The sequence below is a fragment of the Truepera radiovictrix DSM 17093 genome, assembly GCF_000092425.1.
GTDB classification, from domain to species: Bacteria; Deinococcota; Deinococci; order Deinococcales; family Trueperaceae; genus Truepera; species Truepera radiovictrix.
On record NC_014221.1, the window covers coordinates 515,226 to 537,590 of the forward strand.

The 22,365-nt window shown below is 68.3% G+C and carries 20 protein-coding genes; 12 read left to right on the top strand and 8 right to left on the bottom strand.

Going from position 1 to position 22,365, the window contains the following annotated elements; genetic code table 11:
• Positions 1-88 precede the first annotated feature (88 nt).
• The 3 genes from TRAD_RS02355 (at position 89) to TRAD_RS02365 (ending at position 3,275) form a co-directional block, all read left to right on the top strand.
• Entirely contained in the window at positions 89-1,393 is a 1,305-nt protein-coding gene (locus tag TRAD_RS02355; protein WP_013176982.1) for an ABC transporter substrate-binding protein, read from the top strand.
• A gap of 107 nt (positions 1,394-1,500) precedes the next feature.
• Entirely contained in the window at positions 1,501-2,400 is a 900-nt protein-coding gene (locus TRAD_RS02360; RefSeq protein WP_013176983.1) for a carbohydrate ABC transporter permease, read from the top strand.
• Positions 2,400-3,275, top strand: a complete 876-nt coding sequence (locus tag TRAD_RS02365) for a carbohydrate ABC transporter permease (protein WP_013176984.1) — start codon at positions 2,400-2,402, stop codon at positions 3,273-3,275. Before TRAD_RS02360 ends, TRAD_RS02365 begins: the two co-directional genes overlap by 1 nt.
• Here TRAD_RS02365 and TRAD_RS02370 read toward each other — a convergent pair.
• Positions 3,268-3,858 carry a DUF624 domain-containing protein gene (locus TRAD_RS02370; protein ID WP_013176985.1) on the bottom strand — a complete coding sequence of 197 codons (591 nt, stop codon included), beginning with the start codon at positions 3,856-3,858 and terminating at the stop codon, positions 3,268-3,270. The genes TRAD_RS02365 and TRAD_RS02370 overlap by 8 nt on opposite strands.
• Before the next feature lie 81 nt (positions 3,859-3,939).
• On the opposite strand from TRAD_RS02370, the gene TRAD_RS02375 reads away from it, so the two are divergent.
• From TRAD_RS02375 to TRAD_RS02395, 5 genes are all read left to right on the top strand, one after another.
• Positions 3,940-7,008 (top strand): alpha-mannosidase, encoded by a 3,069-nt coding sequence (locus TRAD_RS02375; protein WP_013176986.1) that lies wholly within the window; start codon positions 3,940-3,942, stop codon positions 7,006-7,008.
• 69 nt (positions 7,009-7,077) lie between these two features.
• Positions 7,078-8,142 (top strand): Gfo/Idh/MocA family protein, encoded by a 1,065-nt coding sequence (locus tag TRAD_RS02380; RefSeq protein WP_013176987.1) that lies wholly within the window; start codon positions 7,078-7,080, stop codon positions 8,140-8,142.
• Positions 8,143-8,179: 37 nt separating this feature from the next.
• Positions 8,180-8,707, top strand: a complete 528-nt coding sequence (locus tag TRAD_RS02385; RefSeq protein ID WP_013176988.1) for a hypothetical protein — start codon at positions 8,180-8,182, stop codon at positions 8,705-8,707.
• 88 nt (positions 8,708-8,795) lie between these two features.
• Positions 8,796-9,398, top strand: coding sequence for a hypothetical protein (locus TRAD_RS02390; RefSeq protein ID WP_013176989.1), 603 nt, complete (start codon positions 8,796-8,798; stop codon positions 9,396-9,398).
• 98 nt (positions 9,399-9,496) lie between these two features.
• The gene (locus tag TRAD_RS02395) at positions 9,497-10,105 is read left to right on the top strand and encodes a hypothetical protein (protein ID WP_013176990.1); all 609 of its coding nucleotides are present in this window, start codon (positions 9,497-9,499) and stop codon (positions 10,103-10,105) included.
• Between the two features lie 60 nt (positions 10,106-10,165).
• Here the strand turns inward: TRAD_RS02395 and recJ are convergent, their stop codons facing one another.
• The 3 genes from recJ to TRAD_RS02410 all read right to left on the bottom strand — a co-directional run bounded on the left by recJ (position 10,166) and on the right by TRAD_RS02410 (position 13,756).
• Entirely contained in the window at positions 10,166-12,343 is a 2,178-nt protein-coding gene (gene recJ, locus TRAD_RS02400; RefSeq protein WP_013176991.1) for a single-stranded-DNA-specific exonuclease RecJ, read from the bottom strand.
• A 3-nt stretch (positions 12,344-12,346) separates the two neighbouring features.
• On the bottom strand, positions 12,347-12,790 hold the full coding sequence (locus TRAD_RS02405) for a LapA family protein (protein WP_013176992.1): 444 nt from the start codon (positions 12,788-12,790) through the stop codon (positions 12,347-12,349).
• A 63-nt stretch (positions 12,791-12,853) separates the two neighbouring features.
• Positions 12,854-13,756 (bottom strand): tetratricopeptide repeat protein, encoded by a 903-nt coding sequence (locus TRAD_RS02410; protein WP_013176993.1) that lies wholly within the window; start codon positions 13,754-13,756, stop codon positions 12,854-12,856.
• A gap of 316 nt (positions 13,757-14,072) precedes the next feature.
• Here TRAD_RS02410 and TRAD_RS14980 point away from each other — a divergent pair, with 316 nt between their 5' ends.
• On the top strand, positions 14,073-15,011 hold the full coding sequence (locus tag TRAD_RS14980; RefSeq protein ID WP_013176994.1) for an ABC transporter ATP-binding protein: 939 nt from the start codon (positions 14,073-14,075) through the stop codon (positions 15,009-15,011).
• Positions 14,989-15,744, top strand: a complete 756-nt coding sequence (locus TRAD_RS02420; RefSeq protein WP_013176995.1) for an ABC transporter permease — start codon at positions 14,989-14,991, stop codon at positions 15,742-15,744. Before TRAD_RS14980 ends, TRAD_RS02420 begins: the two co-directional genes overlap by 23 nt.
• Here the strand turns inward: TRAD_RS02420 and rdgB are convergent.
• The 4 genes from rdgB to TRAD_RS02440 all read right to left on the bottom strand — a co-directional run bounded on the left by rdgB (position 15,741) and on the right by TRAD_RS02440 (position 18,278).
• Positions 15,741-16,322 carry an RdgB/HAM1 family non-canonical purine NTP pyrophosphatase gene (rdgB, locus tag TRAD_RS02425; RefSeq protein ID WP_013176996.1) on the bottom strand — a complete coding sequence of 194 codons (582 nt, stop codon included), beginning with the start codon at positions 16,320-16,322 and terminating at the stop codon, positions 15,741-15,743. The two genes, TRAD_RS02420 and rdgB, sit on opposite strands and share 4 nt — an antisense overlap.
• Entirely contained in the window at positions 16,319-17,029 is a 711-nt protein-coding gene (gene rph / locus TRAD_RS02430) for a ribonuclease PH (RefSeq protein WP_013176997.1), read from the bottom strand. The genes rdgB and rph overlap by 4 nt, the downstream gene beginning before the upstream one ends.
• A 108-nt stretch (positions 17,030-17,137) precedes the next feature.
• Complete coding sequence (gene murI / locus TRAD_RS02435; protein ID WP_013176998.1) at positions 17,138-17,950, bottom strand: glutamate racemase; 813 nt, start codon at positions 17,948-17,950, stop codon at positions 17,138-17,140.
• A 46-nt stretch (positions 17,951-17,996) separates the two neighbouring features.
• A complete protein-coding gene (locus TRAD_RS02440) occupies positions 17,997-18,278 on the bottom strand; it encodes a hypothetical protein (RefSeq protein WP_013176999.1) in 282 nt (93 codons plus the stop codon).
• A 194-nt stretch (positions 18,279-18,472) separates the two neighbouring features.
• On the opposite strand from TRAD_RS02440, the gene rnr reads away from it, so the two are divergent.
• Positions 18,473-20,848, top strand: coding sequence for a ribonuclease R (gene rnr / locus TRAD_RS02445; protein ID WP_013177000.1), 2,376 nt, complete (start codon positions 18,473-18,475; stop codon positions 20,846-20,848).
• A 214-nt stretch (positions 20,849-21,062) separates the two neighbouring features.
• On the top strand, positions 21,063-22,361 hold the full coding sequence (locus TRAD_RS02450; protein WP_013177001.1) for a hypothetical protein: 1,299 nt from the start codon (positions 21,063-21,065) through the stop codon (positions 22,359-22,361).
• The last annotated feature ends 4 nt before the right edge of the window (positions 22,362-22,365 follow it).

Below are 22,365 nucleotides of genomic sequence, written 5' to 3' on the forward strand. Positions count from 1 at the left end.
CGTCCAAGCGCTAGAAAGGGGGACTAAACCATCCGCTGGCACACGCTTTCCTGATTATTCATTGGTTTAAGAGCACGAGGAGGTCGTCGTGAAGCTGCTCAAGTCCTTGGTTCTTCTTTCGCTGTCGCTTTTTGCTGCCGGTCAAGCCCAAGAGGTTCGCGAAGTGACGTTCTGGACTGCGCACGGTGAACCCGACCTAAGCGCACTAAGGCAGATTGTCGATAACTTTAACGCCGAGCACGATGACATTCAGGTCACCCTGTCGCAGATTCCACCGGGTGCAGAGACCGACGTTACGCGCCTCATGACAGCTGTGCGCGGCGGTACCGGTCCGGACGTCTATATGCTCGACCGCTTTATCGTGGCGCAGCGCGCTGCCGACGGCTTGTTGCAAGACCTTAGCCCTTACATGGACGGGGAGGACGTACTCGCCAACTACCTAGAGTTCGCCCGCGAAGAGGCGATGTTGGCGGGCGTGCCCTACGCGCTCCCCTTCGACACCGACGCCCGCGCGCTGTACTACAACATCGACTTGCTCGAGGAAGCCGGGGTCGATACGAGCGAGCTCGACCCCGAGAACGGCCCCCTTACCTTGGCGCGAATTCAGGAGATCGCCTCGATGGTCGATCAAAAGAACGCCCAAGGAAACTTTGAGCGCATGGGCTTTATCCCGTGGCACGAGCAGGGCTGGCACTACACCTACGGCTTCGCGTTCGGAGGCGACTTCTACGACGAAGTGGCCTGTCAGGTGACGCCGACTGACGACAACATCGTCCGGGCGTTTGAGTGGATCTACGACTACGCCGCGCAGGAGGGGCCGCAGCAGGTGCAGACCTTCAGGCAGGCGTTTACCCGCCCCGACTTGCCGCCGCAGCAAAACCCCTTTATCGCGGGGCAGCTAGCTATGATCATCACCGGCGACTGGATGATCGGCAACTTGGAGCGCTACGCCCCCGACATGAATTACGGCATCACCTATATCCCCGTACCCGAAGAGGGGGACGCGTCGGTCACCTGGGCGGGGGGGTGGTCCATGGTGATGCCCCAAGGTGCCAGGGAGCCCGAAGCCGCCTTTGAGTTTATGAAGTACATCGCGGGCGAACCGGGACAGCGCGTCTACGTCCAGGAGACGCGGCACATGCCGACGCTAACGAGCTTGCTTGACGACGCCGAGCTCTTCGAGGGGCGTCACCAATTCTTTAGAGACCTGCTCCCGACAGCCCGTAACCGCCCCCCGCTGCCCATCGGCGCACTCTACTGGGACGAACTCACCGACGCCTGGGAGAGGGTCTACCTGAACCAGCAGGAGCCGAGAGCGGCCCTCGAGCAGGTCGCCGCGCGCGTACAACCGCAGCTCGAGCCCTTCTGTGCGCAGCTGCAGGCGGAGAACTGACCTTCACCTCGCCGCTGCGTGTCATTTGCAGCGTCGTGTAACCGCGCTTATCGGTTGTGTCTCTCGGGTGCCGAAGCTTCCGCTTCGGCACCCCGTCTGGAGGTTCGATGCGGCGTCGCTTCCTCTCCCCCCTCGAGCGCCGCAAGCTGGCGCTCGGCCTTCTCTTTATCTCCCCGTGGATCGTCGGCTTTCTCGCCTTTACGCTCTACCCCATCCTCTACACCCTAAGGATCAGCTTTACCCGCTATAGCGGCTTCGGTGAACCCGTCTGGATCGGCCTAGCCAACTACCGGGCGCTCTGGAGTGACACCGTGTTCTGGCAGTCGCTCGGCAACACCCTCTATTACACTGCCCTAGCGGTGCCGATCGGCATCGTTGTAGCGCTGGCGATGGCGATCGCGATGAATCAACCCCTCAAAGAGATCCCCTTCTACCGCGCGGCGCTCTACTTGCCCTCGGTGCTGCCGCTCTTCGCGGTGTCGTTTATCTTTATCGCGCTCCTAGACCCCAACCGGGGCATCGTCAACCAGCTCATGGTGTCTTTAGGGCTCCCCAACATCAACTGGTTCGGCGACCCGCGCTACGCCAAACTGGGGCTCGTGCTCCTGGCCCAGCTGGGGGCGGGCAACACCGCGCTGGTCTTTTTAGCGGGCCTTAAAGCCATCCCCAAGACGCTCTACGAAGCGGCGGTGCTCGACGGCGCGGGTCCCTTGCGGCGTTTTTGGAGCGTCACGCTGCCGCTCATGACCCCCGTCATCTTGTACTCGCTCATCTTGGGCCTCAGCCTAGGGCTGCAGGTGTTCGCGCAAGCCTACATCATTACCAACGGCGGCCCCGCCAACGCGACCAACTTCTACGTCTTCTACCTCTACAACCAAGCCTTCCGCTACAGTCAGATGGGGGTAGCGTCCGCGATGGCTTGGGTGCTCTTCGTCATCACCTTGGTGCTGGCCCTGCTGATCTTTCGCACCTCGAAGCGCTGGGTCAACTACGAGACGGTGGCGTGATGGCGGCGCCAGCCAAGACCTTCCGCGAGGTGCCCGCGCGCCGAAGCCGGTTTAAGGGCAAAAAGCTGCAGGTGTGGGTTTCGCGGCTTCTCCTGCTCCTCTTCTGCGCCGCCTTTTTGCTGCCCCTTTACTGGATGATCGTCACCGCCCTCAAGAGCGACCAGGAGCTGGCGCTCTTCCCGCCCACCCTGTTTCCGCTCGAACCCCAGTGGGGCAACTTTAGAGAAGCAGTCACCTACATCCCCTTTTTCAGATTTTTAAACAACACCCTGATCGTCACTGCCCTTACCGTGGTGGGCGCCGTGATCTCAAACCCGCTCATCGCCTACGGCTTTGCGCGGCTCGAGTGGCCAGGGCGCGACAAGGTCTTTTTGCTCGTGATGGCGACCGTTTTCATCCCCTTCCCCGTGGTGATCATCGCGCTTTTCGACATCTTCGCGGGGCTGGGGTGGATCAACACCTTTTTGCCGCTCGTGGTGCCCATGTTTTTCGGCTCCGCCTTCTGGATCTTTCTGATGCGGCAGTTTCTCATGCAGATCCCCATGGAGGTCTCCGATGCGGCGCGCATCGACGGCGCCAACGAGTTTCAGGTCTTTAGCCAGGTCGTCTTGCCGCTTACGCTGCCCGCCGTGGGCGTCATCGGGATTTTCGCTGCGCTCCACGCCTGGAACGACTTTATCGGCCCCTTGATCTACCTGCAAGACGAGAGCCTCTACACGCTCGCCATCGGCCTCACGTTTTTCCGCTCCCAGTATGACGTGCAGTTTAACCTGCTGATGGCGGCCTCTACGCTCATCGTCTTGCCGGTCGTGGTGATCTTTCTGCTCTTTCAGCGGGCGTTTTTGGAGGGCATCACGTTGGGCAGCGTCAAGTAGCGAGGCGTTTTAGGGTGCGATGACAGAGCCAGTAGGTGAGGTGCGCGACCCCGACGCCGCTGAGCAGCAGGGTCGGCGGAAAGAGCCAGAAGGCGCCGGCGGCGAGCGCAACCGCAAGCACGCAGAGCAGGGTTGTCCCGAGCTGTGACATGCCCAAGATCACCGCGGCTCGAGCGCTGGCCCAAACCCCCAGCTCCGTGCTGACCCGCACGGGGAAGATAAACGCGCTCGCGGCTGTGTAGAGTACGGCGGCGAGCGACAAGGAGGCGAAAGCGATGAGGCGCGCGGGCAGCGCCAACTGTGGCAGCAACACCGCATTGATGAGCAGCAGCGCGCCGATGAGCAGCCAAAGTAGCCCGAGGAGCGCGTCGCTGACGAAGCGTGCGCGGAGTCGCCCGAAAAAGGGCAGGTAGAAAGCGTCGTCGGGATTGTCTTGCCACGCCCGGAACACGGCGAAGAGAGCCGCGGTAGCCGGGAAGAAGGTGACGACAGGAGAGGAGAGAAGGAGCCACAAGCCCCCCAGCAGCACGTAGCTGCTCAGGCGGTTGAGCCACCAGTAGAGACGGCTGTCGAGAAGTCTCATGACTTACCGCAGTGTACGCCAGCGCCGCTCCGCTCCGAAACCTCGTCAGGCGACCCCTTTTCATACCCCTAGGAGAGTCTTTTGCATCATCACGTCCGCCACACCCTACCGAAGCTCGGCAAACGCCTGAGCCTGATCACCCCCCTCGTCTACCGGCGCCGCCAGCCCTTGGCCCCCTTTCGCTACAAACCGCTGGCGTCACCCCTCGAGCCGCCGCCCTTGGACGCCGACACGAGCGACTGGGAGACGCTCGCCTACGGCGACCACTGGGGTGCGCCCCGCACCGACTTCGTGCTGCGCAGCCGCTTTTGCGTGCCACAGGACTGGGACGCCTCGTTGCCCACGGCGCTCTACCTGCCGCTCGGGGAAGCGGGTGACTTCAGCCACCCGGAGGCGCTCGTCTACCTAGACGGTCGCCCCTACGCCGCCGCCGACCGCCACCACCAGGAGATTGGGCTGCCGCAGGGCGTGACGGGCACCCACGAGGTCGCGCTGCACGGTTGGACCGGTATCAACTACGCCGAGGACCGGCGGCTCTACCTGCGCGAGTGTAGCGTGGTGCAGCTCGACCCGCCGACGCGCGCGTTTGTCAACCTCGCGCGGGTCGCACTAGAGACCGCCCAGCACCTAGACGAGGACGCGCCGGTGAAGGGCGCGCTGCTCAACGCCCTCGACGACGCCTTTAAGCGCCTCGAGACGCTGCAACTGGGGGACGCCTTTTACGAGAGCGTGCCGGAAGCCTTGGAGCGTCTCCAAACCGGCGTGGCCAAAGCCGGCCCCCCGATGGACGTCTCCATCGCCGCAGCCGGACACGCGCACATCGACGTGGCGTGGCTGTGGACCCTCGGCCAGACCCGGCGCAAAGCGGGGCGCACCTTCCACACGGTGCTCCGCCTCATGGAGCAGTTTCCGGAGTACCGCTTCAGCCAGAGCCAGCCCCAGCTCTACGACTACGTGCGGCAGGACTACCCGGAGCTCTTCGAGGCTATCAAGGCGCGCGTCGCCGAAGGGCGCTGGGAGATCCTGGGCGGGATGTGGGTCGAGGCCGACTGCAACCTCTCGGGTCCCGAGTCGTTGGCGCGCCAGTTCGTGCTGGGGCGGGCGTTTTTCAAAGAGCACTTTGGCGAGGTAGATTCGTCCATCCTCTGGCTCCCCGACGTCTTCGGTTACGCCTGGAACCTGCCGCAGCTCATCAAAGAGGCGGGGCTCGAGTACTTCTTCACCATCAAGATCGGTTGGAGCCAGTATAACCGCCTGCCCTACGACACGTTTTATTGGCGGGGCTTAGACGGCACGGAGGTGCTCACCCACTTCTCCACCACGCCCGAGATCGGTAGCCCTCATGCGAGCACCTACAACGCTTCGGCCACGCCCGAGCAGGTGCTGGGCACCTGGCGCAACTTCCAGCAGAAGGAGACCCAACGCGACCTCTTTATGGCGTTCGGTTACGGCGACGGGGGCGGCGGGCCGACCCGGGAGATGCTCGAGAACATTTCGCTGATGCAGGCCTTCCCTGGACTTCCGAAGGTGCGCCACAGCACGGCGGAGGCGTTTTTTCGGGCGCTAGAGGCCACACCGGGGCTGCCGACGTGGGACGGGGAGCTCTACCTCGAGCTGCACCGCGGCACCTACACCACGCAGAGCCGCAACAAACGCGCCAACCGCAAAAGCGAGTTTCTGCTCCACGACGCCGAGTTCGCCTGCGTGTTGGCGGGCCTCTTGGACGCCGACTACCGCTACCCAGAAAGCGAGCTGCGCCGGGCTTGGGAGCTCGTATGCCTAAACCAATTTCACGACATCATCCCGGGCAGCAGCATCGGCGAGGTCTACGCGGAGTCGCTGGCGCAGTATGACGAGGTGCGGAGGCTCGGCGAGGCGGCGCGGGACGGGGCCTTGGAGGCGATCGCGCGGCAGGTGGGTGGCGAGGTCGTGGTGCTCAACCCGACCTCGTTCGCGCGGGGTGACCTCGCCTTCGTACCGGCGCGCTTGGAGGGCCTGTCGGTGCCGACTCAGGCGGTCGCAGGGGGGACGCTGCTGGCGGTCGGGACGCTGCCGCCTTACAGCGCGACGCCCGTAGGGGCGGGTGAGGCGCCAACCGTGGACGGTGAGCTGAGCGTGGGCGAGCGCCACTTGGAAAACGCCTACGTGCGCGTCGAGCTGGACGCCGACGGGGACATCACCCGGGTCTGGGATAAGGTCGCGGGGCGCGAGGTGCTGCAGGAGGGCGCCAAGGCGAACCAGTTCTTGGCCTTTGAAGACCGGCCGCTCGAGTGGGACGCCTGGGACATCGACGTGTTCTACGACGACAAGGTCTACTACGCCGCGCCCGCCGCGTCGGTGCGCGTGGTGGAGGCGGGGCCGCTCCGGGCGATGCTCGAGGTCAAGCGCCAGATCCTGGGGAGCCCGTATACCCAACGGCTCTCGCTCGCCTACAACAGCCCGCGCCTCGACATCACGACCGACATCGACTGGCGAGAGCGCCACACCCTGCTCAAGGTGGCCTTCCCGGTCCGCATCCTCTCGCCCGTCGCCACCCATGAGATCCAGTGGGGGAGCGTCCAGCGGCCCACCCACCGCAACACCTCGTGGGATTGGGCGCGCTTCGAGACGTGCGCCCAGAAGTGGGTCGACCTCTCCGAAGGTGACTACGGCGTGAGCCTTTTAAACGACTGCAAGTACGGCCACGACGTGCAGGGCAACACCCTGCGCCTGAGCCTCCTGCGCAGCCCCACGTTCCCCGACCCCGAGGCCGACAGGGGGCGGCACGTGTTCACCTACAGCCTCCTGCCGCATACCGGTGGGGTCGGCGAGGCGACCATCGCTGCCGCCTACGCGCTCAACGACCCGCTGCTGGTGGTGAGGGCGGCCGGTGGGCGCGGCAGCCCCGTGCAGCTCCTCGCCGCCGACCGGCCCAACGCGGTGATCGAGACCGTCAAACGCGCCGAGGATGGTCGGGGGTTCGTCGTGCGGCTCTACGAGAGCCAGCGGCGGCGGGGGCCGGTGACGCTGCACGTCGGCTGCGACCTCGCCCACGCGGAGCGCACCGACCTGCTCGAGCGCCCCCGCCAAGCCCTCACGGTCGAGGGGCGCAGGGTCACGCTCGAGCTGCGGCCCTTCGAGATCGCCACGCTCCGGCTCGTTCCGGCTTGAGCCGCTACCCTCGCCCAGCGGCGAGGACCGCGCACCTGCTGATGCGCCTCCGAGACGAGAGGGGACGCTATGCCCACTCCAACGACAGCTTCCACCACGAGCAAGGTCAAGTTAGCCCTGATCGGTGCTGGCAACATCGCGGCCTTTCACCTTCGGGGCCTCCTGGCGCACGCCGACAAAGCCGAGTGCGTCGCGCTCTGCGACGTTTCAGACGCCAACCTGGCGCTTTGCGCCCAACGGCTGAGGACGAGTCCCGCGCGCTACCACGACTGGAACAGGCTCTTCAGTGAGCAAGACGTCGACGCGGTGATCATCGCCCTGCCCCACCACCTCCACGCTCCGGCCATCCTCGCCGCGGCGGCGGCGGGCAAGCACATCCTGTGCGAGAAACCGATGTGCACGACGCTCGCCGAAGCGGACGCCATCCTGGGGGCCGTGAAGCGCGCCGGTGTCACCTACATGTCGGCCCACAACCAGCTCTTTAGCCCCGTGGTGAGGGAGGCCAAGCGGCTTCTCGACGAGGGCGCCATCGGCGGCTTGCGTTGGCTTCGCACCCAGGACGCCTTCCTCGCCGAAGCGGCCTCCATGCGGGACACCTGGCGAGGAGACGCCGCGTCACAGGGGGGCGGCGAACTCATCGATACGGGGTACCACCCCTCGTATCTCCTGCTCTACCTCGCCGCCGCACCCGTCGCAGCGGTGGGCGCGAGCATGAGCCGGTTTCACATGATGATCGAGGGCGAGGACACCGCCAGCGTCCAGGTGCGCTTTCAAAACGGGGTTTTGGGTGAGATCTTGACCTCGTGGGCGATGGAGCGGCCCTACGGCACCCATCAGATCCACCTGGTGGGGGACAGGGGCGAGCTCTTCGGCTCCGACAACGAACTCTTCTACCGGCCGCGCGGCTTTGACACCCCCGCGCGGCGGACGCTGCCGCCAGTCGACACCTTCACCGAAGAGATCGGGCACTTCGTCACCTGTTTGCTGACCGAGGAGCGCCCCCTCCACGGCGCCGAGGAGGGGCGGGCGGTGCTCGAGTTGATTCTAAGAGCGACCGAGAGCGCTGCGGGCTGGCAGAGCACCGCGCCCAAAGCGGCCCCCGAGCGGCAGGGCCGATTGGAGGCGACCCCATGAGCCACACGGCGACGGCGGCTTTCCCATCGGCTTCCGTTTGGGACCGCTCTCCTCTTGGAAGGACGACCTCTCCGGGGTGAGCGCTTGGGCGCGTGACAACGGGTTCTCTGCCCTCGACCTCGGGGTCGTCGAGGGCGAAGCGGCCAAAGCCGTGCAGGGCGGCAAGCTGCGCCTCGGTTCCGTCGACCTTCCAGAGTGGCAGCCCATGCTGTCGCTCGACCCGTCTAAGCGGCGGGAGGCCGTCGCCCGAAACGTGGCCTACGTAGGGGCGTGTGTCGAGGCGTGCGGCGCCGCTGGACCCTTGAATTTTTTCGTGGTGATGCTCTCCGAAGACCCCCACGCGCCGCCACGCGAGGTCTTTGACGCGATGGTCGCCAACTACCGCGATCTGGCGCCGGTGCTCGAGGCCCACGGGGCGCGGCTCGAGCAGGGCGTGCTCGGTCTCGCAGCGCAGGGCAATGTCGCTAAGGCGGAGGGTGCAGGCAGCGTCGCCTACATAACCCCGAAGCCTCGAGCCCCGCAGTTGTTCTGTCGCTTCCCTAACGCCCTCCACTTTTTTTGTTAGAGTTACTCACGGAGCTCTCAAGTGATGGGTGCGCGCCACCTGACAGGGCGCAACCTCGGCACGCTCACGGTTCGATTGAGAGGTTAAGGTGCACAAATTCGCTCTCACACCTACGCTGAGTGCTGCGCGCTATACACTGCCCCTACTTCTCAGCGCCGCTCTGATCGGCTGCCAGAGTTCGGCGACGTCTGAGGGCGGGCCTCAGGGTGAACGTCCCCAGCACCCTACCTACGAACGCTCCGACTACACGATTCCCTGCCTCGAGGTCGCGCTAGACGCACCCGATGAGGTGAAGGTGGGCACGGGAGTGACCTTCGCCGTTTCCGCGACCAACACCTGCGAAGAGCCTCTAAAGCTAGAGCACATCCCGACCCCGCAGCGGTTTTTCGTCCTCGACGGTGATCAGATCGTCTGGGACTCTTGGCCTGCGGGAGCTGAACCGAGCGCAGTCGCTTATGAGCTGACGTTGGGGCCGGGCGAAAGCGCTTCGTGGGAGTTCCCGAGCCCAGACTTTGGCAAGGCGCCGTTCAGCGGTATCAGTGATGACGGCACCGCCCTTGCTGAGGGAGCGTATACGGTTGTCGGTCGGTTGATGAACTTCCACCCCGCCCTAGAAGAGGGGGCAACCCAGGGACCTCCAATCGTCCCAGGCCTCGACACCGAGCTTCAACCGATTAAAATCGTTCGCTAGACGGTCGAAGTCTATATAGAGGGACGTGCTACACGCGCATCCCTCCGCACATGATTGAGCGCGACCTCATCATCACGGTTAGATAGAAGTGTGGGCAGATGCAGAAGCGGACGTTGCTGGTAGTGAGCAGCTTGCTCTTGGGGACCGCCCTAGTTGGTTGCCAGCGGACGGGTGGCGCGCTTGACCCAGGGGGCGACCCTAGTGAGCCGGAGCCGGTCTACGAGCGCTCGGACTTTATGATCCCCTGCCTCGAGGTCGCGCTGGATGCGGACGGCGACGCCCCCTACACCCTAGAGGTTGGTTCGGAGCTGACGCTCGAGCTCCTCGCGACCAACGTCTGTGACGAACCGCTCGGGCTCGAGTACGACGCCAGCCCCACGCAGACGCAGCTTTTGGTGCTTGACGCCGACGGGCGCGTCGTGTGGAGCGCCCCGCGGTCGAACCTGCCCTACCCCGATGTCCTTTTGCGCGTCACGCTGGCACCCGGTGAGACGATGAGCTGGCCCAACCGGGACGACCCGACGGGAGCTGGACGGCATGCGCCCGTGGTCTTTACCGGGCTCGACAACGCGGGGAGGGCCCTCGCGGCGGGGGCGTACACGCTCGTGGGGCGGCTCAGCGTGGGGCAGGTCGAGGTAGGGCCACCGTCCGAGGCCCCGGAGCCGGGGACCATCGACACGGAGCCGCAGCCGCTCACGTTGCGCTGACGCTCGCAGCGCCCGTACGGTGAAGCTTGGGCCGTACGGGCCCTTCGTTGGGTGTGGCGGTTACGTGCGCTTCGGCCCGGCCTCCGAAGGGCCAAAGAGCGTCCAGACCGTCTCCGCGAACGCCACGTCCGAGAGGGCGCGGTAGGCCTTGAGAAAGCCCTGCAATTTGTAGCGCTCCAAAAGCCCTTTGACGAAGCTCTCGGAGCTGTAAGGGTCGCGCTTCTGGCCCCGGAGGGCGTGGCCCGAAGGGCCGACCAGCTCCAACTCCTCCAAGATCCGCCGGCAGAGCTGCGCCTTGGGGGTGTCCGCGGGCAAAGGGGTGCCGCGCCGCAGGCAGACGAAAGCGCGGCGCACCTCGCTCAAAGTCGGTGGGAGGGGGAGCGCCGCTAGGCGCCCCAGCTCCGCCTCGGGGAGGTCGAAAGAGAGGGGCTCGCCGCGCCGCACGAGCGCCGCCAAAGGTGCGGTGAGCTGCAGGAGGTCGGCGCTCAAGGGGACTTCGCGCACCCACCGCGCGTCGACCCCTTCGGGGGGTGGGCCGCGGTAGAGCGGTCGCCGCACCGCGGAGGGGGTGCTTAGCTCGAGCGGCGCGGCGGGGCGCACGTCGTCGGCCAGGAGCTCGAGCTGCGTTTTGCCCTGCCAGGTGTTCTCGCGCAGGGTGACGGCCGCATTGATGACCCCGGCGGCCCGCAGGGCGGGGGCGTCTGCGCCGCGGTCCCACGCGACCCCCCGGACCCCGCCCACGCGCAGGTTGAGGTGCTTGCCCCCTTCCCCCATGCACCCGACGCCCTCGAGCGGCGCGCAGAGGGCGAAGCGGGGTGCGGGGTGGCCCTCGCCGTAGGGCTCCAGGGTGCAGAGCGCGCGGTAGAGGTCGGTGTCGATCTCGTCGGGCGCGAGCAGGGTGTCGGCGACGAGCTCGGGTCGCGGGGTCGGGTGCTGGCGGGCGTAGTCGTACACGCGCTCGCGAAACGCCTCGACGCAGCCCTCCCGGATGGCGAAGCCCGCCGCCTGCGAGTGCCCACCGAAGCGCTCCAGAAGGTCGCGGGCGTATTCAAGCCCGCCGACGGCCGAAATCCCCGGGGTCGAACGCACCGAGCCCTTGCCCTGCGCGATGATAAAGACGGGTTTGTAAAAGCGCTCTAAGAGCTTGCTCGCCACGATGCCCATGACGCCCGGGTGCCAACTGGGGCGCTCGAGCACCAGCGCGGGCGCCTCCGGATCGACGAGTTTGAGGGCCTCACCCAACATCGCGTCTTGCACCTTGCGGCGGTCGGCGTTGCGGGCGTCTAGGTAGCTCGCGAGCTCCAGCGCGCGGCGCTCGGAGGCGGTGGTGAGGAGCTCGAGCCCCAAGTCGGCCTCGCCCAGACGCCCCGCGGCGTTGAGGCGCGGCGCCAGCACGAAGGCGACCTCGCGCGCGCTCGGCGCCCGCCCGTGGGAGAGCGTGCGCGCCATCATCGCGCGCAGCCCCGGCCAGCGGCTTCTAGCGAGCTGCGCCAGACCCGCCGTGACGAGCGCGCGGTTTTCACCCATCAGGGGGGCGACGTCGGCGACGGTGCCGATGGTGGCGAGGTCGCTGTACTCCACGGGCGCTTCCAACCCGAGGTGCTCGTGGAGCGCCCACAACAGGTGATAGGCGACGCCCGCGCCGGTGAGCTCGGGGAGCCCCTTTTTGGCGTACGGGGAGAGCGAGGGGTGCACCGTGAGGCAGTCGGGGAGCACCTGGCCGGGGTGGTGGTGGTCGGTGACGATGACCTCGACCCCGGCGGCTTGGAGCGCCGCGACCTCCGCGCGGTTCGAGATGCCGCAGTCGACGGTGATGAAGAGGTCGGCGCCCGCGGCGTGTTCGGCGACCCGCGCCGGGTGCACCCCGTAGCCGTCGCGCAGGCGGTTGGGGATAAAGGGGGTCACGCGGCCGCCCAGGGCGCGCAGGCCGAGCGTCAAGACGGCCGTGCCGCTGATGCCGTCGGCGTCGTAGTCGCCGTGGATGAGGATGCGTTTGCCCCGTGCCAGCGCCTCGGCGAGGCGCTCTGCCGCCGTCGCGAGTGCGGGGATGCGGGTGCGTTCAAAAGGCGGTTGCAGCGCCTCGGGGCTGCGCAGGCCGCGCGCCCAGAGGACGCTCGCCACAAGGGGCGGGAGCGAAAAGGCGCGCACCAGGCGAGCGACCTCGGCGGGCGGCGCGCTGGGCCGAACCGCCCAGCGCGCCGCGGGTGCGGTGGGGTGGGGGGGAGCGCTGGGGCGCACCCCCTAGCGCTCCTCGTCGGTGTCGGTGGGGGCGTTGCGGCTGCCAAAGCGCCAACCGCGGCGCGGCGCGTGGTTCTCCGCAGCGCTCGAGAGGTCCTCCGGCGACAACGGTTCGGCGTCGCGCTCGGGGCGCGGCGGCGGGGTGCGGCGCACCTGCGTCGGGCGCGCGGTGTCGCGCTCGGTGAGGGCGGGCTCGAGGACGGCGCCCGCTTTGCTGAGCCGCTGCCGCAGCGCGCGGTTTTCGCGCGCGAGCCGCCACGCGTGACCCGAGAAGGCGAGCCAACCGACCAAAAAGCCGAGCAGCAGCGAAGCGCCGACCACCCACGAGACGGGTAAGGAGATAAAAAAGGGCAGGATGACGATCTGCGGGTTGACGTTGTGGAGCACTACCAGGTAGCCGATCAGCGCGCCGAGCGCGAGGAGTTGGATCACGCGGAAGATTTTCACGAAGACCTCCGTGGGGTCAGTCTAACGCACGCTCGGCGCGTGAGGCGCCCCCCGCAGCGCCCGTCAGCTGCCCTCCGCGCGCCGCCGCGCCTCCGCCAAAAAGTAGCGGTAGGTGGCGTTGTCCGGCTCGAGCGCGCTCGCCTCGCTGTAGGCGCGTTCGGCCTCCCTGTAGTCGCCCGCCTCGAAGGCGACGCGCCCCACGTAGGCCCACGCCTCGGCGTACGCGGGGTTAAGGCGCGCCGCCTCGGCGAAGCGCTCGCGGGCCCGTTCGCGGCGGCCCGCCTCGTAGTGCGCAACCCCGTCGTAAAAGGCCCGCGCGGCGGGGAGGCCGTAGCGCACCCCCGCCGCGGCAAGGTCGGCGAAGTGCTCGGCCGCCGCGTCGCCGGGACGCAGCCGCAGCACCGTCTCCCACGCCTCGAGCGCCCGCTGCGGGCGTTCAAGCTCTAGCAGGATGCGCCCGCGCCAGCGGTGGGCGAGCGGCCGCTCGGGGGCGAGGTCGGCGACGCGTTCGTAGGCCGCGAGCGCCCCCTCAAGGTCGCCCTGCTGGTAGCGCGCGTAGCCGACCTGGGTGCCCGCGCGCACGAGCTGGTCTAAAGCGGCCGCGTCGAGCACCCCGCCCGCCGCGACGAAGCGTTCCCAGGCGGCGAACGCGGGGCCGTAAAACCCCGTCACGCCGTTGAGCTCGGCCAGAAAGCGGAGCGCTTCGGGGTTGTCGGGGGCGAGCTCGACCGCTCGGCGGGCGAGCGAGAGCGCCTCGCGAAAGAGCGGCTGGTCGGGCCGGTAGGGCGCCTCGTAGGTCTTTAGCGCCTCGCGGGTGCGCTCGCGCGCCCCCTCCAAGACCTCGCGCGCCTCGGCGGGGAGCGGTTGGGTAAGGGTGGTGATCTGGGCGCTCGCGGGGGGCGCGGTCATCGCTGCGGGCAGCGCCGCGAGGAGCGCGTAGAGCGTAGCGGTGTATAGACGTCGCATCGGTAACCTCCTGCGAGGAGTTTACGCAGAAGAGGCCCGCGGGCGGTGTTGGGCGGGGTGCGGGGTGGGGTACACCCCGACTTGGGACGACGCTACGCGTTACTTGACAGGAGATGCTTTTTTTTCTTAAGTTCTGAAGGGGGTGATGGCGCGTTGGGGGATGCCGTGAGGGTAGCGGTCGCACCCCCGCACGGCAGCGTTAGAATGCCCGGAGACCGTCACCGAACCCACCGCGGCGGCGCATCGGTGCGCAACGCCGAGCGCAGCCACCGAGCAGAGAAGACGTCGCCGCACCTTGACCCTCTGGACGACCGTTATGGAACGACGAAAGAGCCTACCGCTACAAGCTTCCGAGAGTGCTTTTAAGGGTATCTCAGAGCCCCTTATAGCGGCCTCTGAGCTCCACAAATCCTTTCCGCCCCGTAAGGCTGTCCTTAAGGGCGTCGACCTCACGCTCTACGCGGGCGAGGTCGTCGGGTTGTTGGGCCTCAATGGCGCCGGCAAAACGACGCTCATCAAGCTCCTGACGGGGCTCCTCGAGCCCGACGCGGGGAGCGTCACCCTGCTCGGCCGCGCCCGGGACCGGCAGGGGGTGCGGCGGCACGTGGCACTCATGAAAGAGGGGCAGCCGACGCTCTTTGAGTTCATGACCCCGCGCCAAAACCTCCGCTACTACGGCGGCCTGCTCGGCGTACGCGACCTCGCCGCGGGGGTCGCGCGGGTGCTCGCAGAGGTCGAGCTCACCGAGGTGGCCGACACGCCCCTCTTGTACCTCTCGAACGGCACCAAACGCCGCGTCGGGCTCGCGCTCGCTTACCTCAAGGGCGCGCGCGTGCTGCTCCTCGACGAGCCGAGCGCGGGGCTCGACATCCGGAGCACCGCGCTCATGAAAGGGGCGCTTAAAGCCTTTGCCGCGGCCGGCAACGCGGTGCTTCTAACGGGGCACGAGATGGGGTTTTTGGAGTCGGTGTGCGACCGGGTGGTGGTGCTGCACGGCGGGCGCGTCGCCGCCGAGGGGACGCTGCGGGCGCTTTTGCAGCGCTTCGCCCCCGAGCAGTGGGTGGAGGTGTGGCTCGAGGGTCGCCCCGGCGCGGGGGAGCTTTTGGAGGAGCAGGGCGGGCTCTTTCGGGTGCGGCTGCCACTGGCGGAGCTCGGGGCGCTCGGGGCGCTGCGGGTGCGGCAGCTGCGGCTCGAGACCCCCGCCCTCGAGGCGCTGTTGCGCGAGGTGGGTGATGTGGCGCGCCGAGTGGCTTAGGCTCCGCGCCGACTGGCTCTTCTACCGCCAGCTCCTGCTGGGCTCCTTGCTCAACCAGGTGCTGGTCACCGTGGGGGCGTTTTGGGTCGTGTCGCTCCTCGCCGACAAGAGCCTGGCGACCTTGATGGCGCTCTTTTTCTGGCAGTACGCCAGCGTCCCCCTAAGCCGCGTCGCGGCGGACATCTGGGAGGAGACCTCGACGGGGGCCTTTGAGCAGACCTACCTGCACGCCGGCGCGCCGGTCGCGGTGCTTTTCGTGCGGCTCTGCCTCTACTTCGTCCGGCAGAGCGCCCTGCAGCTCCCCGTGTTCGCGGCGCTCGCCCTGCTGAGTTTCGGGTGGGCGCCCCTAGCGAGCTACCCCTGGTTCGGGTTTGCGCTCAGCCTCGCGCTGACGCTCGCCAGCCTCGCCGGCCTCGGACTCGTCGTCGGGGGGGTGCTGCTGGTGAGCCGCAACGCGATCAGCTACGCCAGCGCCGCCGAGTACGCGCTGCTCTTCCTGTCGGGGGTCATCGTCCCCATCGCCGCGCTGCCCGCGCCGCTGCAGGCGCTCGCGCCGTGGCTGCCGCTGTCGCTCGGCGTCGAGGCGCTAAGGCGCCTCGAGGCGGGCGCGGCGCCCTACGGCCTCCTGCTGCTGCTGGGCGTGCAGGCCGCCGCCCTCCTCCTGTTGGGGCTCGCGGTCTTTCGGGTGTGCCTCGCGCGGGCGCTGCGGCGCGGTTTCGCCATGGGGCGTTAGCGCGCCTGCAACCACGCGGCGAGCTCTGCGAGCGCGCGCCCGCGGTGGCTCACCGCCGCTTTTTCCTCGGGGGTGGCCTCGGCGAAGGTCTTGCCCAGCTCGGGGCTCCAGAACACCGGGTCGTAGCCGAAGCCGCCCGCGCCCCTGGGCGCCTCTAAGATCACCCCGTCGCAGCGGCCCTCGAAGGTGTGGGCGTCCCCCGCGGGGGTGACGAGCCCGAGCACGCAGACGAATCGCGCCCTTCGCTCCCCCTCCGGAACCCCCCGCAGCTGCGCCAAGAGGTGCGCGGTGCGCTCGAGGTCGCTCCCGCTAGCGAAGCGGGCGCTGTAGAGGCCGGGGGCGCCGCCCAGGGCGTCGACCTCGAGCCCCGAGTCGTCGGCGAGGCTTAAGAGCCCCGTGCGCCCCGCGAGAAAAGCCGCTTTGGTCAGGGCGTTGGCCGCGTACGAAGCGCCCGTCTCGGCGGGGAAGTCGGTGACGCCGAGCTCGCGCGCCGAGACGAGCGTCAGCGGACTCTGGGCGAGCGCGCGCCGAAACTCGCGCACCTTGTCCTCGTTGGCGGTCGCGAGCGCGAGCTTCACGTGAAGCTCCCGCGCACGTGCGCCAAAAGCCCCTGCACCGCGCTGATCCCCTGCGCGACGAGCTCCACGTAGCGCCCCGCGTCGATCGGCCGCTCCTCCCCGCTGCCCTGGACCTCGACGAGCTTGCCGTCGGCGGTCGCGACCACGTTGAGGTCGATCTCCGCGGCCGCGTCCTCGTGAAAGTCGAGGTCTAAAAGCGTCTCCCCCCGAACGACCCCGACGCTCACCGCCGCGACCTCGTGCGTGAGCGGCCACTCGTCGAGCGCGCCCTTGCGCACGAGGCGTCCGGCGGCGTGGTGCAGCGCCGCGTACCCCGCCAAGATGCCCGCGCAGCGGGTGCCGCCGTCGGCCTGGAGCACGTCGACGTCAACGGTCAACGTCTGGCCGTGAAAGAGCGTGAGGTCGGTGACGCTGCGCAGGCTCCGGCCGATCAGCCGCTGGATCTCGAGCGACCGCCCCCCCGCGTAGAGGCGTTCGCGCTGCGTGCGTTCGGCCGTGCTGCGCGGGAGCATGGCGTACTCGGCGGTGAGCCACCCCACGCGGCCCTTTTTGCCGCGCAGGTGTGGCGGGAGCTTGTTCTCCACGGTGACGGTGGCGAGCACGCGGGTGTCGCCCCACTCGACCAGGGCCGAGCCCTCGGCGAAGCGGTTGTAGCCCGGCGTCACGCGGATCTCGCGGAGCTGGAAGGGTTGGCGACCTTTTCTCATCGGCTGGCCCCTCTCAGCGGCCGGTACGTCGCGTGGCGTTGAGGCATGTCTAGGCGTGGGGTGGATAGGTGCATAGCGGAGGCTCTCTAGGGGTGAAGCGTCGGGGCTTTACGGTTGGGCGACGGGGGGCGCGCCCAAGACGACGCGCTCGAGGGCGCCCTCGGGTCCCCCCAACAGGCGGGCGGTGTGGGCGTAGGAGGGGAGGTCGCCCGTGACGAGGTGCCGCACCGTCCCCGGCGCCGCGTTGGGGTTGGCGAGGCCCAACAGGGCGAGGTCGTGCGCGACGACGCGCGCGGTCTCCTCGGCGGAGTCGAGGAGCGCCGTGCCGGGGAGCACCTCGCTCAAGATGCCCTTGAGGGCGGGGTAGTGGGTGCAGCCCAAGATGGCCGCGTCGAGCGCCGGCGCGTCTTTGAGGTAGTGCTCGGCGACGAGCCGAGCGATCACCGTGTCGGACACCCCCTCCTCGACGATGGGGACGAAGAGGGGGCAGGGGCGCGCCCAGACGCGGCAGCCGGCCGCCTCGAGCGGGCGCTGATACGCCCCCGTGCGGATCGTCCCGGCGGTGCCGAGCACGCCGATACGCCCCCCCGGCGCGCGGCGCAAGGCCGCCTGCACCCCCGGTGCGATCACCCCCCACACCGGCACCGGCAGCTCGGCGGCGAGCCCCGGCAGGGCGGCGGCCGAGGCGGTGTTGCAGGCGACCACGATCCCCTTGACGCCCCGGCTAAGGAGCAGCGCGCAGATCTCGGCGGCGAACGCGCGGACCATCTCCAGGGGTTTGGAGCCGTAGGGGACGCGGGCGGTGTCGCCCACGTAGAGAAAGTGCTCGGCGGGGAGGAGCGCGCGCAGCGCTGCCAAAACGGTCAAACCGCCCACGCCGGAGTCGAAGACGCCGAGCGGGGCGTGGGGGGGGGTCTTCACGGGGCTCAGCTTATCACCCTGCGGTGAGCCCCAGAGCGCCCTCGGGTCAGTCGCGGTCGGTCGAACGGTTGCTGCCGGGGTTGAGGTTGACGCCGAAGGCGAACAGGCTCGGGTTGTTCTTCTCGCGGTACTGGTACGGCACGCGCGCCTTGGCGGCGGCGACCTCCGCGGCGCGCTGGCCCTGGCCCTCTTGCGGGACGATGACCCCCGCTTGCTGCACGTTGTGCGGGCCGTCTAAGCGGGTGGTGTCGCCGACTTGGGTGTTGGGCCCACAGGCGGTGAGAGCGGCGAGGGTGGCGAGGAGGCAAAAGCGACGAACGAAGCGCATGGCGTCTCCTTATGCTTTCAGGTACGTGTGGTCGTGGCGGCGGGCTCGAGCGTCGTGGGCTCGTCGCCCTCACTATACCGTTGGGGTTAGTGTAACGGAACGGGGGCGCCGTCTCAGGGCGAAATGTCCCGCCCCCGAGCGCTTTCGTCGGCGGCGGCGCCTGTTCGGGTGTCTGCCGCGCTACACTAGGGGCAATGAGTGAACTAGATCGGGAGCGCCTCTACGCCTTTTTCCAACAGCACCCTGAAAAACCCTGGCACCTTCAGGACCTGCAAAAGCGCCTTAAGCTAAGTGATCGGGCCGACCTGCGCCGAGAGCTCGGGGCGCTCGTCGAGGAGGGGCGGTTGGTGCGCACGCGGCGGCGCTCGTACGGCCTGCCGCAGGAGATGAACCTGCGCCCCGGGCGGTTGCAAGTCACCGCCGGCGGGTACGGGTTCGTCATCTTGGACTCCGAAGAAAAAGACCTCTTTATCCCCGCCGAGAGCCTAAACGGCGCTTGGGACGGCGACCGCGTGCTCGCGCGGCTCAACCCTGAACGCGAGAACGGGCGGCTTTCGGGCGAGGTGGTGCGCATCTTAGAGCGCAAACATAACCGCGTCGTGGGGACGCTCGAGTACGCCCGCGGCTACGCCATCTTGCGCCCCGACTCGCCGCGGCTGCGCGAGCGCATCCTGCTGCTGCCCGAGTCGGTCGGTCAGGTCGAGGCGGGTACCCGCATCGTCGCCAAGATCGTCTGGCCGGAGGTCTCCGGCGAAAAGGACCCCTTCGGCGAGGTCGAGGAGGTGCTCGGCGCGGGCGACGACGCCGAGGTGGAGACGCGCGCGGTGATCGTCAAGTTCGACCTCAAAGACGCCTTCGACCCGGACACCCTGGCCGAGGCGCGGGCGGTGCCGAGCACCGTCTCCGAGGAGATGATGCGCGGGCGGCTCGACCTGCGCGAGGTCAACACCTTTACCATCGACGGCGCCGACGCCAAAGATTTCGACGACGCTATTTCGCTAGAGCGCCTCGGCAAGGGCAAAAACGCGCTGTTGCGGGTCGGCGTGCACATCGCCGACGTGTCGTACTACGTCGCCGAGGGGACGAGCCTCGACCAGGAGGCCAAGGCGCGGGCGACCAGCGTCTACCTCCCCGGGCGCGTCCTGCCGATGCTCCCCGAGGCGCTCTCGAACGGCATCTGCTCGCTCGTCGAGGGGGAGCCGCGCCTGACGCTCTCGGTGCTCGTCGACCTGACCAAAGACGGCGAGGTGAAAGCGATGCAGGTCGCCGAGACGGTCATCGTCTCGAACGCGCGCCTGACTTACGACGAGGTGCAGGCTTTCGCCGACGGCGAAAAGCTGCCCAAAGGCAGGGGTAAGCTGAGCCGCGACCTCACGCAGCTGTTAAAGCTCACCCAAAAGCTGCGCGCGGCGCGTATGGCGGCGGGGGCGCTCGACTTCGACTTTACCGAGACGAAAGTCGACGTCGACCCCGAGGGCGAGCTCAAGGTGATGCCGGTGCGCCCGAACGCGGCGCGGCAGCTTATCGAAGAGCTCATGCTCCTAGCCAACCGCCTCGTCGCCGAGTACCTGTCCAAACGCGACCTGCCGGCGCTCTACCGCGTCCACGAGGACCCGAGCGAGGCGAAGATGCAGGCGCTGCAGGCGAGCCTGGCGCGCCTCGGCTACACCCTGGACCTCGAGCACGCCACCCCGCAAGACCTCCAGGCGATCGTCCGGGCGGCCTCGAGCAAACCCGAGTCGCAGCTGGTGAACACCCTGCTCCTGCGCTCGCTCAAGCAGGCGCGCTACAGCGCCGACAACCTGGGGCACTTCGGCCTCGCCTTCGAGCACTACCTGCACTTTACCTCCCCCATCCGCCGCTACCCGGACCTGGTGGTGCACCGGGTGCTGCGCGCCGCGCTGCAAAACCGCCTCTCACCGACCCTCAAAGAGCGCCTTAAGAGCGACTTTCCGGCGCTCGCGCAGCACACGAGCGAGCGCGAGCGCCTCGCCGAGGAGGCCGAGCGCGACCTCACCCGCTACTACCAGGCCAAGTGGGCCAAAGAGCACCGCGGCGAGGTCTTTAACGGGCTCATCACCGGCGTCACCAACTTCGGCGTCTTCGTCGCCCTACCCAACGGCGTCGAGGGGCTGCTGCACGTGTCGCAGCTCGACGACGACTACTACATGTATATCGAGGAGCAGATGATGCTCCTCGGCAAGACGAGCAAACGCAAGTTCCGCTTAGGCGGCCGCCTCGACGTGCGCATCTTGAGCGCCAACCCGACCGTCCGGCAGATCGACTTGGGGTTAAGTAGCGCCGAGCTGCCCGACGAGGAGGAGGCCGACGAGGTGCGCCCCGAACGGCCCCCCAAACGCTTGCGCAACCCGCTGACCGACCGCTCGCCCGAGGACGAGGTGCGCGAGCGCGTCGAGGGGCGGCGCCACCGGCGCGGCCGCCGCCCGGAGGAGGAGCGTGAGGCGCCAGGGGAGAGCGCGAGCGCCGAAACGCCGACTGCACCGGCTCAGGCGCCGAGCGGGGTTCGCAAGCGCCGCGTGCTCGTCTTCGGCGACGTGTACAAAAAGTAGCGGGGCAGCGGGGCAGCCCGCGCCCCTCACCCCCGAGCGGACGGGGTCTGATAGACTCCTCTAGGACGACCCGCACCCCTGACGGTGCTCTGTAGGCCACTCGCCGCTACTTCTAATGTCGTCGGGCCGCTCCGGGACCGGCTTGGGCGCCCCTACCGCGCGTTGAGGGTGTGGGGAACGGTGTACCGGCGGTGTTGACGAACGAGGGGGAGACATGACGACGGAGTTTACCTACTGCCTGACGCGCATCTGCTTGCGCACGGGGCAGCTCACCCTACCGCTTTCGATGCGCGAGCTTTTCCCCGCGCCCGGCTCCGTGCGCGCGGTCGACACGAAAACCGGCGACAGCCTCGAGCTGCAGGTCACCGCCTCGCACCAGCTCCTGGGCGTCGCGCCCTTTCTCGCCCGCCATGGGCTTGCGGTCAACGACCTCTTGAGCGTGCGCGCGCTCCCCGACGGCGCCTACGCGATCACCCCCTTGCCGAGGCCCAAACGCCCCGACTACACCCGCCCCGAGGCGCAGCGCGAGCTGATCGACCGCATCGTCGAGCAGGCGCCCTTGTCCGAGCGGGAGATCCGCGCCCTCTTCCCCGATCTGCCCCCTGAGTTCGACCTCGGCGCCGCGCTGCAGCGCGACGGACGGCTGACCAAGTACGAGGGGCGCTGGGGTTTCGCGGTTCCCGACGCCGCCCCCGCCGCGCCGCGCCCCTACCCGACCGTGACGACCTTCGTCGCGCGCAGCGGCGAGGCGTCGTTTGCGCGCCCCTCGGAGGCGCCGAGCACCGACACCTCGCAGAGCGCGCTGTTGCGCCGCGCTCTAGAGACCTTCGGCTTCCGCGTCGAGGCGCACGCGCACGGCCACCTCGTCGCGCACGCCGAGCTCGGGCGGCGCCACTACACGGTGCTCGCTCACCTCCTGGCGGAAGGGGCGCGGCTCGACTGGACGAAGCTCCTAGCCCGCCGCCGCGAGCTGAGCAGCACCTACCTGGCCGTTTTTGGCAGCCACCACGACCTGCTGCGGCTGCGCGCCCCCGCCGCGGGTGCCGGCGCGACGCTCTGGTCGTGGGAGGCGTTGGAGCGCGCCTTGGGGCTCTTGGCGACCGTACCGCTAAGCCCCGTCGACCTCGAACCGCACTTCGTCAAAGAGGGGCTTTTCGACGAGGGGTTGCGCCGCTTCGAGCGCACCATCGAGCGCCGCGTCGCCGAGCGGGGGGCGTTTTCGCAGGTGCTCTCGCGCCTCGCGGGGCTGCGCGCGCCCTCGGTGTTTCTGCTCGACGACGTCGTCGACGGCGCCGCGCCCTCCCGCGAGGAGGTGCTCAAGGTGCTCGAGCTCCTCGGGGAAGCGCCCTTTCACCTCGTGAGCCGCGTCGACTCGGGCGAGTTCTGCTTGCGCCAGGGCGTCCCGGAGAGCCTCACGCACCTCTCGGCTTACGCCCTGTCGCTCGTCGAACGGCTGCCCGAGCGCCGCACCGAGCGCGTGCGCGGGGTCGCGGTGCTCGCGGCGGACGAGTAGCGCG